10 protein-coding genes and 1 CRISPR repeat array are annotated in these 12,338 nt (G+C 64.3%); of the genes, 6 read left to right on the forward strand and 4 right to left on the reverse strand.

Annotated elements, in window-relative coordinates; all coding sequences use genetic code 11:
- Positions 1 to 278 precede the first annotated feature (278 nt).
- A CRISPR array of direct repeats spans positions 279 to 2,138; the repeat unit is 29 nt; unit sequence GGGCTCATCCCCGCTCGCGCGGGGAGCAC.
- Between the two features lie 1,047 nt (positions 2,139 to 3,185).
- From NL1_RS14725 to NL1_RS40190, 3 genes are all read right to left on the reverse strand, one after another.
- Positions 3,186 to 3,704 (reverse strand): hypothetical protein, encoded by a 519-nt coding sequence (locus NL1_RS14725; RefSeq protein WP_084510595.1) that lies wholly within the window; start codon positions 3,702 to 3,704, stop codon positions 3,186 to 3,188.
- A 231-nt stretch (positions 3,705 to 3,935) separates the two neighbouring features.
- Positions 3,936 to 4,424, reverse strand: coding sequence for a transposase (locus tag NL1_RS36515; protein ID WP_162272731.1), 489 nt, complete (start codon positions 4,422 to 4,424; stop codon positions 3,936 to 3,938).
- Between the two features lie 29 nt (positions 4,425 to 4,453).
- Complete coding sequence (locus NL1_RS40190) at positions 4,454 to 4,759, reverse strand: transposase family protein (protein ID WP_156094852.1); 306 nt, start codon at positions 4,757 to 4,759, stop codon at positions 4,454 to 4,456.
- Positions 4,760 to 5,987: 1,228 nt separating this feature from the next.
- Between NL1_RS40190 and NL1_RS36525 the strand changes: the two genes are divergently transcribed.
- Positions 5,988 to 6,278 (forward strand): helix-turn-helix domain-containing protein, encoded by a 291-nt coding sequence (locus NL1_RS36525; RefSeq protein WP_084510598.1) that lies wholly within the window; start codon positions 5,988 to 5,990, stop codon positions 6,276 to 6,278.
- A gap of 247 nt (positions 6,279 to 6,525) precedes the next feature.
- On the opposite strand, the gene NL1_RS14735 is transcribed toward NL1_RS36525, so the two are convergent.
- Positions 6,526 to 7,026: a hypothetical protein gene (locus NL1_RS14735; RefSeq protein WP_067839560.1), complete on the reverse strand. Its 501-nt coding sequence runs from the start codon at positions 7,024 to 7,026 to the stop codon at positions 6,526 to 6,528.
- 173 nt (positions 7,027 to 7,199) lie between these two features.
- Here NL1_RS14735 and NL1_RS14740 point away from each other — a divergent pair, with 173 nt between their 5' ends.
- From NL1_RS14740 to NL1_RS14760, 5 genes are all read left to right on the forward strand, one after another.
- Positions 7,200 to 7,769 (forward strand): tyrosine-type recombinase/integrase, encoded by a 570-nt coding sequence (locus NL1_RS14740; RefSeq protein WP_067839563.1) that lies wholly within the window; start codon positions 7,200 to 7,202, stop codon positions 7,767 to 7,769.
- 309 nt (positions 7,770 to 8,078) lie between these two features.
- The gene (locus NL1_RS14745) at positions 8,079 to 8,486 is read left to right on the forward strand and encodes a hypothetical protein (protein WP_156094853.1); all 408 of its coding nucleotides are present in this window, start codon (positions 8,079 to 8,081) and stop codon (positions 8,484 to 8,486) included.
- Positions 8,487 to 9,057: 571 nt separating this feature from the next.
- Positions 9,058 to 9,780 (forward strand): hypothetical protein, encoded by a 723-nt coding sequence (locus tag NL1_RS37550; protein ID WP_156094854.1) that lies wholly within the window; start codon positions 9,058 to 9,060, stop codon positions 9,778 to 9,780.
- A gap of 388 nt (positions 9,781 to 10,168) precedes the next feature.
- Positions 10,169 to 11,086: an HNH endonuclease gene (locus tag NL1_RS14755; RefSeq protein ID WP_067839573.1), complete on the forward strand. Its 918-nt coding sequence runs from the start codon at positions 10,169 to 10,171 to the stop codon at positions 11,084 to 11,086.
- Between the two features lie 63 nt (positions 11,087 to 11,149).
- On the forward strand, positions 11,150 to 12,157 hold the full coding sequence (locus NL1_RS14760; RefSeq protein WP_067839576.1) for a hypothetical protein: 1,008 nt from the start codon (positions 11,150 to 11,152) through the stop codon (positions 12,155 to 12,157).
- Positions 12,158 to 12,338: the final 181 nt, after the last annotated feature.

Consider the following 12,338-nt stretch of genomic DNA (forward strand, 5'->3'; position numbering starts at 1 on the left):
TGACCGGCCTACAGCAACCACGCCAACATCGGGGCTCATCCCCGCTCGCGCGGGGAGCACGGCGAGTTCCTCGGATACGAGGTCACCGGCCAGGGCTCATCCCCGCTCTCGCGCGGGGAGCACCCGAATGTCGTCGGCGATCAGGGCATATCGCGGGGCTCATCCCCGCTCGCGCGGGGAGCACGTGATGGCAAAACATTTGAATGATGATGGCAAGGGCTCATCCCCCGCTCGCGCGGGGAGCACACGAACAAGCTGTACCGGAATCTCGTCGAAGAGGGCTCATCCCCGCTCGCGCGGGGAGCACCAGCTCCGCGACCCACTCCTGTACGTCGTGCTGGGCTCATCCCCGCTCGCGCGGGGAGCACGTCGGCATTGCGGGCTCGCTCGGCACGGCGGCGGGCTCATCCCCGCTCGCGCGGGGAGCACATCGCGTCGCCCTGATGGAACTCGAACGGGTAGTGGCTCATCCCCGCTCGCGCGGGGAGCACACCTGGAGCGTAGAGCCCAACTGCTCCACGACGGGCTCATCCCCGCTCGCGCGGGGAGCACGGACAGAGACACCCGGCACCTGGATGGCACCGGGGCTCATCCCCGCTCGCGCGGGGAGCACTGGCGGCGAGTTCGATCGCCTCAGCTCCGAGCGGGCTCATCCCCGCTCGCGCGGGGAGCACAGGTCGCCGCCACAGATGTGGAAGTCCTTGCCGGGCTCATCCCCGCTCGCGCGGGGAGCACTGCTGGACCGAGAACCCGCCCTTGGCAAGCTCGGGCTCATCCCCGCTCGCGCGGGGAGCACTCCGGCGGCTCGACCACGCCGTTGTAACCCTGGGGCTCATCCCCGCTCGCGCGGGGAGCACATGACCGACCGCACGCAGCGGCGGGAAGGCCGGGGCTCATCCCCGCTCGCGCGGGGAGCACAATATGGCCGTGTCGGGCGAGAAGATCGCCCGGGGCTCATCCCCGCTCGCGCGGGGAGCACAGCGACGCCCGTGACGACGACACCGGAGAACGGGGCTCATCCCCGCTCGCGCGGGGAGCACAGTTGCGGCGGTCATCGCGACCTCTTCGACTTGGGCTCATCCCCGCTCGCGCGGGGAGCACAGGCCGCGAGTACCTGGCAGGCATGGCGCACCGGGCTCATCCCCGCTCGCGCGGGGAGCACAGCAGCCGCTGAAAATTGCGGCAGGGTACTCGGGGCTCATCCCCGCTCGCGCGGGGAGCACTTCGAAACCGGTTCGTCCGGCACCTCGGAAGGGGGCTCATCCCCGCTCGCGCGGGGAGCACAAGTAGGCGCTCAACCGCTCCAGCGCGTCCTCGGGCTCATCCCCGCTCGCGCGGGGAGCACTGCTGCTCGGTGAGTTCCTGGGCGTCGTTCATGGGCTCATCCCCGCTCGCGCGGGGAGCACAAATCTGGTCCCCCGGGCCGCAATCCGGCACAGGGCTCATCCCCGCTCGCGCGGGGAGCACGCCGCCGCCGTGACACACGGTGTGGAACCAGAGGGCTCATCCCCGCTCGCGCGGGGAGCACGAGGCCGGGCCGGTCCAGCCGGGCGAGCCCATGGGCTCATCCCCGCTCGCGCGGGGAGCACTTGGTGTTCTGCGATGGCTGCCCCTGCTGCGGGGGCTCATCCCCGCTCGCGCGGGGAGCACAGCCTCGGTGTGTGCGAGCCATGCCAACGCCAGGGCTCATCCCCGCTCGCGCGGGGAGCACGCCTCGAGATAGGTGGCGACCGCCTCGTCGGAGGGCTCATCCCCGCTCGCGCGGGGAGCACAGGTCGAGCTTGACCGTCGCGGTGAGCGGGTTGGGCTCATCCCCGCTCGCGCGGGGAGCACTTCGCCGCCGCCGTTTCCGCCGCAAGGTCGCCGGGCTCATCCCCGCTCGCGCGGGGAGCACGCCGTATTCGTAATTGTGCCGGTCTGCCTGCTGGGCTCATCCCCGCTCGCGCGGGGAGCACATTTCGGCGCTGAAGAAATCCGCCTCCGCCCAGGGCTCATCCCCGCTCGCGCGGGGAGCACAGTGCGGGACCGTAAAGGGCTCTGCCGCACAGGGGCTCATCCCCGCTCGCGCGGGGAGCACCTGGCGAGACAGGGCGCGGATCAGCTCCTCACGGGCTCATCCCCGCTCGCGCGGGGAGCACACTTCTTGACCTGCGTGTTTACTCGCGAAACTGCCAAATTTCATTTACTTTCGATTGGCCCTTGGTCCCGAACCTAAACATCAATCTGCTGTCCTCCCGACCCCGCAGCTACAGTATTAGGCACCGACATCACCCACAGGGCGGCTGCCATCGCTTGAGCCGCAACCTGTTCCACTAATTCACAACACCTCCTAAGCGGGGCGACTCTGGGTCCATCGCCAGCACCACTGACCGAGGCCACTGCTGGAACATCCACTACAGCTACTATCGACCACACACCGCCGCCGGAAACCAGCCACCAGCCAGCCTCCTCCGAACCCACGTCACCAACGCCACAGCCTCGTACAACTGACCGTGCGAAAGTGAATGAAATCGACTGAACTACTCGAAGACATGCAGGTCGTCAGGAGTGCTCCCCGCGCACGCGCGGATGAGCCCTGGACGGCGAAGCGCCGCCACTACCCGGTTTGTGCTCTCCGTGCATGCGTGGGTAAGTCATCGCTACTGGCAGATACCTTGGGCTTTACGCGAAACCCGGCCCACCAACCGTCCGGATGGCTGCCGGGTCCACTTCAGAGGCGCAGCGCGCCCTGCAATGTCTAGTGTGCCGTAGATTGCTTTGTCAGTCCATGCATGGACGCGCCAAGCGCGTCCGCTACGGGTTCGAGTCGAAAATGGACTCGCTCTAGGGCATTTCGAACGGTTGCAGGCTATGTGATCCTGGCAGAGCAGCCGAGTGCCGGGCGGGTCGAACCGATCCGGCGTCGCTTTTGCTTCTGGGTAATGGCCCGCTTGACGCCAGCGCGGCGTTGTACCCGCCGTGCGGATTAGTTTGGTGGAGGTCCAGGGATGCGCTACAGCCGCATCCCGAACCTCACGAACCCCGCAAGCGCGGGGAGAGGAATTGAGCCAACGTTTCAGCTCGAACGCCGGGCCGGGCTCATCCCCGCGCATCGCGGGGAGGTGTTTCGCAGAAGACACTATGACAATACGCGGGGTGGGTTCCACGGCAGTCCAACAATGCGATTGGCCTGGGGTGCTCAGCGGTCACTCCTCGACGATGTGAACCCTGGACACGATCGGCTGGATTTGACGGCGCCACTCTCTGCCCCGCTGCCAGCACCAAGCGACCACATCTGCGATCCACAACAGCGGATCTTCGCGTCCTCGAAGGTGACGGTATTCGATGTCGGTTGTGGATAGGGCCGACCTCAGGACGGCTCGATCCTGCTTCACTACCGAGTCGTCGCGTTCGATGACAATCGCTCGTGCCTTCAGTTCGGCTGCGCGGTCGGCAAGTGCACGAAGGCAGCTCGTGCGCGCGTCGAGGTCCGATCTGGCGGTGGACTCGAAGACCTCGCAGGTAACTCCAAGCGTCAGGACGAAGTTGATGATGTGTCGTCTGCGCGGATCGCTCTCCTTGCACATATGTATGCGGGTCTGATGCCGCAAGGGTAGTGCGCGCACAGCGCGGGTCACCTGATGGTGCTGGTTCGCTTGGACGAGGACGGCGGTCAAGAGGAAGTTGCCGCTCTTGCTTTCGTCGACGTACAGGTTGGGCCGCATGTGATCCCGCCTGGTTCTTCGAAGATGGGTGATAGCTCCAACGCTGGGCCATTGGATAGTACGAGGAGTGGCGTCGCGGCCGCAATGGCATTTGAGTGAAAGATGTTGATGGATAGGAGGATTCAAACAGACTGGCTGGTTTTAGCTCGGTTCTACCAGTCTTGGAAGTCGAGTGCGCTCGCCGGGGTCTGGTGCATTCTGGTGAAGCTGGCGCTGCGGCTCGTTGTGCGATCAGTCTCGTGGCGCATGCTGCCGGGCGTGTGGAGCTATCTGGGTGTAGCGAGCGGCGCAGGCGAGAATGTTTGAATTCCAGCGAAACTGGGTATTCGCTGCTACCTTCGGCGGATGGCCGCCGAGGCGGCACTGGTGAGCCTGCGAGTGTATCGGTGGCCGCGCTCGACGGCTTCGCCGAGGTTGTGCCAGAGATGCCAGCGGTCCGCGACCTGCAGGTCGCTTAGCACTCCAGCCCCCGATGCCGTCGGCGTAGACACCGGCACGGTCGCGGCAGACGATCTCGACTCCCGGATGCGCCTGCAACCAGGTGGCGAGGGTTCCGGCGGTGCGGTCGCCGAGCACGTCGACCGGCCGCCGAGACTCGATGTCGATCAGAATCGTTCCGTAGTGATGCCCGCGGCGCAGGGCGAAATCATCGACGCCGAGCACTCGCGGCGTCGGCCGGGCCGGATCGGGCATTGCCCGGATCTGGCGCAGCAGCGTCATCCGACTCACCGTCGCCGCCAGATTCCGCGTCATCCGGGCACCGGCACGGCCCGCCGCAGCGCCAGCGCGACCGCACACAACACGTTCTGCAAGACCGTTGTGCGACGTGCGTGTCGCTCCGCCAGGCCCGGGACCGACTTGGCGAAAGTTCTTCTCCTGCAATCGGAGTTGTCGCAAACCAGTCGGCGCACTCGTAACCTCATCAGCACCTCGCGACCGGCGACCGCCGCATCCGACAACTGCCGCTGATAACGGCTGTGGACCCGGTTCGACAACCGCACGCACTCCGGACACGGAGTTGCCACGTTGTCCGTGCTGGCGTCGATCCGGACCATGGCCCCGACGGCGCGAACGGTCTGGATCTGCAGTCCACTCAAGTGCGGGAACACGACTGTCAGCAGTCCAAGATCAGAACACCTGCGGCATGATGAATTATCAAGCGCCCGTCTGTATCCCGTTTGGGTCAATCACGCAATTCGTGCCAGATCCAGTATTGGGCCGGAATCGACATTGGCGAAGGAGGCTTTCGCATTCCGGACGAGTGGCATGTCCGGCGCTGGTCCAGGGAAGCAAACCGTGGCCCGTGCCGCCGATTTGAGAAACGGCCAAACCCACTGGCCCCGAGTGTGAGAACAGGTACCCCGTCCGCAAGGGTTGGTTGCCGACTGGCGGGATGGAGTCCAAACTCAAACCTTGGCCGGGCGTGGTTCCGACGCTTGCGCACGAGAGAACCGTGACGTTTGCAACCGCCGGCTGGGGGCCGTTTCGGCTGACTTGTCGCACGTTTATTGACGCAGGCGCGCTACTCTCTCGAAATAGCGCTGACCTGCAGCTTTTGAGTGGTCCAGGCTGGGATCGAACCAGTGGCTCATGACGCGTCCCGGCGCGGGCGGGTGCCAGCGGATGTCGTCGCGGCCTACGAGCGGCCGCATCCTTAACACGTAGCTCCCCGGGAGTTGGCTCGTCCTCCACAGGTCCAGATGGGGCGGGCCCCTTCCCCGGTCGGCAGGGGAACGTCGCCACGTTCGGGAACCGCTCTGACCTATTCGCGGGGACGAGCGGGTTGTCCGACACGAATCCGGCTGCGGCGAGAAGTCCACTCCGACGTGTCGGGCTTGCACACCTGCACCGATCCTCAGTCATGATTGGCACGTCAACGCCGTTGTCGGCCATGCGTTGTGGCGCCTCGATCCCGCTGCGATGACGCTGGCCGGTGGGCGTGTTCTGATAAGCTCGCAGCTGGGGAATCATGCAGACGGGCCCGCGAGGAGTTCGTCATGTCCAATTCGAATTCGAAAACTGCCTGCTGCGCCATGCGATATGTCAGAGCGCCTGGTAGGGGCAAGGTTTCACACATCAGAGCGCGAGTAGGGCACTCGCAGAACGGCTCAGGCGAGCAGACGCTCGCAACTGCTCCGGACACCCCCAACCGGGACGCCGTCACAACAACACTTCGCGCGATCGTTCACATGCCTTCGAGGCGAAAACGTCGTCCGATCATCACTGAGCTTCGCAGTCGCCGGATCCATGGTCGCCCTGAACTTTTGATCGAAGCGTTCTCCCATGCGCGGTAGGCCGACGTCGAAACCGCCTGGAGGGCGGGATGGTTTCGCACCGTCCAGACCTTCGTCGGATGCCGATGCCAGCAGATCGGACGAGATCTGGCTGAGCACGCAAGAGGTTGCGCGCCGTCTGAAAATCCCTGTGAAAACGCTCGCAGCGTGGGCCGCGGGTGGTCGCGGCCCACGCTATGCACGAATGGGCAGGTATCGCCGCTACCGACTCAGCGACCTGCTCGCCTGGGAGCACGAACAGGTAGAGCGCGGAGGCGGCAGTCGTAGCGGAAGCCGGTGACGGGCCCGCCGGAAGCGGAAGCCGCGGAATCAACGACTTGGCGCCCGTAGCAAACAGTTGGCAAACATTTGCCTCTTGCGGTCGGCTGAGCGGATTCCCCAGGCTACCCAGTGCACTGAGATCACCCTCGCTGAGGCGGGGTGCCCGACCTCCGAGACGAAGCGCTCCGCGGCACCCCTGTTGTCGGCAACGAGGGCGAACATCCAGCAATCACTCCAAACTAGGAAGGCGGCAGGTGGGAGGTCGACTACCGAAGCCGGTGGGCACCTTCGGGGTGCCCACGCGGCCCAAGAAGCAGAAGAACGGACGCTGGCGCACCACCGTGTACTACTACGGAGCCGCAGGACGTACCCAGCTCGAGCGGGTCGGCGCCAGTGCGGACGAGGCGCGCAACCGCCTTGCCGAGGCGATGCGTGATCACCGTGAGCAGCTCGGCTACGGGCGAATCACCCGGACTACCAAGCTGATCGACCTGGCCGCGGAGCTGCTGGTGGAGCTGGAGAACGACGACGCCTACACCGAGGGCAACGTCGAGGACTACCGCCGCGAGATCTTCGTCTCGACCGACCGGCGTGCCAACCCCAAGACGATCAAGATCGAGAACTCGGTCGGCAACCTGCAACTGTGGCAAGCCACTTCCGGGGAGCTCGACCGGCACCTCAAACGCCTCGTCGCCCAGGGGCTGCGACGAAAGGCGAAGCAGCACAAGATCATCCTGCGGGCGATGATGCAGATCGCGGTCCGCCACGGCGCGATAGAGACCAACCCCGTCGACGGCGTGGGACAGTTCGTCCGGCGCCGTAATCCTGCGCGCGGCAAGGTCCGCTGCCCGCGTTCCGGGCCCAGGTACGCGCGTGGGCACGTGGAGAGACCATCCCGGGTACTCCCGGCTATGTCAGTGGGCCGGCGCGGGATTGGACGGTGGTGTGGGTGGTCGATGTGCTCACCGGGACCGGCATGCGCCCGCACGAGGTGTTCGCGCTGTTGCTCGATGACATCGATCTGGACGCGAGCGAGCCTTACCTCGATGTCACCGGCACCCTGGTGGAAGTCAAGGGCGCCGGAGCGGGTGGCTGGGTGCGCAAACCCGCGCCGAAGACCGACAACGGGTGGCGGCGGATTCTGCTGCCCGAGCACACCGTGGAAGCCACTCGCGAGGCGATCAAGGATCTCGAGGTCACCGCTCGGCCCAATCCGATGGGGTTGTTGTTCCCGGCGCGCAACGGGTCGGTGCGCAATCCGAACAACTTCGAGCGCACCTGGCGGGCGGCGCGGGGGGAGAACTTCGCCTGGGTGACCCCGCGAACCTTCCGCAAGGGTGCCGCGACCGCGGTCGATCACGTCTATGAGGACCCCGAGCGTGCCGCGCGCCAGCTCGGCAACACCCGGGAGGTGGCCAAGACCTACTACATCGACATCCCCGAGACCGTGCCGGACAATCGCGCGGTGCTCGAGGCCTGGGCGCGGGGCGACCAGAGCCCGAAAGTATGAGATTTTGACTGGCTCGGTTCGAATGCGGCGGCGTGTCGCCGAACGAAGAAACCCCTTCCGACCTGGTCGGAAGGGGTTTCATCTGTCGGGCTGACAGGATTTGAACCTGCGACCACTTGACCCCCAGGTCGGTCCTTGGGGTGGTTTCCCAGATCGCCGGGCATTCTCACGTGTGTGCTGAGAGTCGCCGACGTGGGCCTTGTTCGTGGTCGCGCGCAGCGTGTGGTCCCGTTCCGGTCCCGTTGTCGGTGCTTCCGAATAGGGTGCAAGCGAAGGTAGTTGAGCGCGAAGCGGAAGGTGGGGACCAGGATGAGCACGCCAGACAAGACGGTCGACTACGAGGCGTATCTCAAGGGTCCAGGGGCGGAGACTCTGGTGGAAGGGCTGCTGGATGCAGGAAACAACTGTCTCGATCAGTGGGGCGGCCGGCATCCGAAGTATGGCAACGGTGGTGCGTACACTCCACGCGGAATCGTCGTAGCCGCGTTGCATTTCGGCCACAAGGTCACTGTCCGCTACGTCGATGGTGGCCAGGTTCGGTCGGCTGGTCCCGGATTGGTCTGGGATTTCGAGGGCAACAACGTCGAAATCCTGTCGCCAGATAACCGCCCCGGCTCGGTGCTAGCTGTGATTGATGTGGATTCGGTCGTTAGTGTCGAGGTCTTCGCTGACGACGGCTTCGACCATATGCGGTCTACGCCGAGACGGGCTGGCTGAGCCCGGCCTTATCGGCCTGCTTTCCGTGGAGGAGCGCCCGGGTTGAAGCGCCGCAGTAGGTTTGGTTCCTGAAGCCGGGGGCAAGGAGGGGAAGATGGCGTACTGGTGGTCCGGCAACATTGGCGAGAACTGCTTCCCTCATACTGGCCGCCCTCATCGGAGGGAGCGGAGGGTCGTAGGTTCAAATCCTGTCGCCCCGACGGTTTTCGGGGGATTCTTGCCCAGGCCAGCGGCTTTCGTCCCATTCGGCAACTTGGCCGAACCTCCCTCGGACTACGCAATTGCCCGCTGCTCACCGGTGTTTGGCGCACGTGCGGGGCACGGGATTGGCCCTGGTCGGTGGTGGGTTGCACACATCGGGAGCAGGCTACCCGCCTGCCCATAGGGCCTGCCCTTCACGCGCAGAGGCTCACAGGTCAAGAGTCGGCGAACGCCGATCAGCGCAGCTGACGCCAAAGGCGCTCTTGAGGTGTGAGGGGCGCGGGATCACAATGCAGGCCACCACAGTCCAGGGCCACGCGGCCGAAGGTCGCGCCTCGTACGTCATAGCGACACGTGCGATCATCTTCCGATGAAAGGCACTGACTGGCTCGCGTTCGTCGGCCCGATTCTGATCGCCCTGATAGCTGTCTTTGCTCCTGTCTTCAAAACGCGGTCGGAGCTGCGCGACAAGCGTTCTCAGATTCGTGCCGACCTTGAGCTACTTGAGCTGCTGCCTGAGACACTTGACGCCCGCGGCGTCCTGATGACAAGCATCGACCGTCGGGTTCGGCTCCTGGCTACTTCTGCATTGCCACGAGTATGGCGACTGGATCGCCCCCACCGCCGACGGCGGATTGCCTACACATGGGGAATGGTCGTCGCCGCGGGTCTAATGCTGTTCTCCTATGTCGATGCGGTCTGGCTGTCCACTACCCGAGGCGAACGAATCGTGTCGATCATCGCCTTCCTAGGGTCAACCGCCGTTTTCCTGGTGCTTCGCTGGCTCCGCAGAAATGCGGAGGTCAAGGAGACAACCGAACTGTACGACGAGGAGATGTCGCAGTTGCAAGAGCGGAACAGGCAGCAGACAGTCCGTGGTGAGCAGCTTGAGGCACGTGGCCGTGAACTTGTTGCGGAGCTTGAAGCGATGCGGCAGTTCATGAACAATCCAGAACGTCCCGGCACCCCTCCACCTGCTCAATCGGTCCCGGTTCGTCCTAGCGGAGATGGCGAGACGCAGGCCGGATCTTCTCTGGAAGGGTCTGCAACCGGACCACGGCCAGGCCCCACGAACGGCGGTGGCGATTCATGAGCAGGCTGCGGGAGAGCAAGTCGGGTACGGCAGGCGGCGTGCCCAGCCCTGCTCGGTCGTTGCGAAAAGCGATCAGATAAGAATAGTGGCCGGTGCTACCCCGTCGCCAAAGCGGATGCCGTTGGAGCCGAACAGGACCCACTTCGCCCGCGGCGGCTCCCTACGCGCCGCCGACGCGCCGACGCGCCGCGTACGGCGCCCTATCAGTACGCGCTGCGCGTCGCAGCGCGGCGGCGGCGCGTAGCGCCGCCGCGGGCGCTCTTGATCCTGTATGGCGAAATTCGGCAACAACCCGCGGAGTACCAGGCGCCGGTTTCTGTCATACCCGCGCCGTACTCTGACCTCGATCACGGGCGGCGTCGCTCGTGTGGTTGGCGAAGGGGTTGGGATGAAGGCGTGGGCGCTGCTGTCGAAGGCGGAGGGCCGCAGCTGGGAAAGCAATGAGGGTTACCCCGACGTTCTGGGGTCGCATTACGCCTATGACAGTGGCGTAGCGAATCACCTTCAGATCCGAGAAGGTGATGTGGTCATACTGCGTGATTCCGATGTTGTGCACGGTATTTCACGTATCGATCGTGTCGATACATCGCAGGGAACCAAGCTGCGGCTCAGCTGTCCGAAGTGCCGGAAGACCGGTTACGTCAAGCGGAAGATCGCGACTCCGACGTTCTTGTGTCGGCACAAGGACTGTCGGAACGAGTTCGACGAACCGTACAAGGAGAATGTGCCGGTCACGCTGTACATCGCCAGCTACGGGGCACAGTGGGAGCCCATCGATGGCGCCCTGTCGTACGCCGATGTCGAACCGGCGCTGGACCGGGCGCAGCAGAACGCTATCCGGCGATGCAATTTCGAAGAGCTGGAACAGTTGCTCACCCGTATCGCTGTTGCTGTTCCCGCGGAGCCTGCACCGCGGCTAGCTGCCCCGGCAGGTGGACGTCGTCGGGCGCTGGTGAACGTCCGCAAAGGACAGGCGGCCTTTCGGCGGCAACTGCTTCGCGCATATGGGCTCGTCTGTGCGGTTACCGGCCCCTGCCCGGCGCCCGCACTGCAAGCGGCGCACTTGCGCGAGTTCGCCAAGCATGAATCCCACGACTTCGCCGACGGGATCCTGCTGCGGTCTGACATCCACCAACTGTTCGACGTCGGCCTCCTCGCGGTCGACACGACAACGATGCAAGTTGTCATCGCGCCAACTCTTGCCAAGTATCCGCATTACAAAGCGCTGCAAGGTGTTTCGATCAAAGATGGGGTGTACGTTGATGGTTTGTCCGCGCATCACCGAGAAGCAACATCCTCCTGGTGATGGCATAGGCCGAGACCAGTCCGTGGCGCGCTGAGTTCAGCTGAAGAGATCGACGGGGGAACCGTGAGAGTAGCCCTGCTTCCTGCCAATCCGAAGAATAGGCCGGTTCGGAAGCGATACGAAGCCACTATCGAATCGAAGGTTCGATTTGACGAGCACGCCGACCTGATACCCGCCGACACTTTTGGCCGGCTCATGGAGATCTTCCCGGACGGAGCCTCCCGAATGTGGGCCGTGACGCCCGGGAAGAGAAGCGTCAACATCGGCAAGTGGAAGAAGCTGCGGGCCGGAGACCCTGTCACGTTCTACGGCAACAAGCAGCTGTATGCAGCCAGCCACATAGCCCTGCTGTTCCAGAATTCCGATCTCGCCGAACGTCTCTGGGGGCGTGACGAAGACGGCCAGACGTGGGAATACATGTTCGCGCTCGCCGAGCACCGCACGATTTCCGTTCCGATCGAGGAAGTGCGCGAAGTCCTCGGCTGGAGCGCCACCGCTTCCGTCATGGGCATCACCGTGGTCCGTGGCCTCGAAGCCATCGATCTGGCTGACCTGATCAACCTGGAGCCCTCCACTGCTCTAGCTGATGATTCCTCGCCTGCTGAGACGAAAAGTCGACGGAGTTCCGCCGCACCGGACGGGCCGACCGACGGAACTCGGGTCGCAAATTGGCGCCGTGAGCATTCGGCGCTCAAACGTCGCCTCGTCGAGCTAGCCGCGGACAGGTGTGCGTTGTGCGGGCGGAGCCTTCCAGCAGAGTTCCTGGTCGGTGCGCACATAAAGAAGCGTTGGCGCTGCTCAGATGAGGAACGAAAGGACTTCGACAACATAGGAATGCTCGCCTGTGTCCTCGGCTGCGACAGCCTATTCGAGCGGGGTTACATTGGCGTCGGTAGCGGTGGTGAACTGCTCATAAGCAACGCCGTCACTGCATCCACCGAAGTCGAAAAGCATGTCACCGATCACCTCCGTGGCCGGACTACGCACTGGTGGAAAGAGTCCAGGGAGCCCTATTTTGCTTGGCATCGTGACCATGTCTTCCAAGATCTGGCCGACGACATCCATACCTGATAGTTCGGGGCCAGCACCACATGTTGTGAGCTCGCAAAGGATTTCGTAGTCGCTATCTGCTCCAGCGATGCCGGTCGGATCGAGACCAGCTACCGAGTTCGGCCGACATAACGATCCTCAAGGGGGCAGTTCACGTTAGGTGGCGAAGAGATTGACGCCATCGTGGGCCCGCGCATGGCGA

This window comes from Nocardia lijiangensis NBRC 108240 (assembly GCF_001613045.1).
Classification (GTDB): Bacteria; Actinomycetota; Actinomycetes; order Mycobacteriales; family Mycobacteriaceae; genus Nocardia; species Nocardia lijiangensis.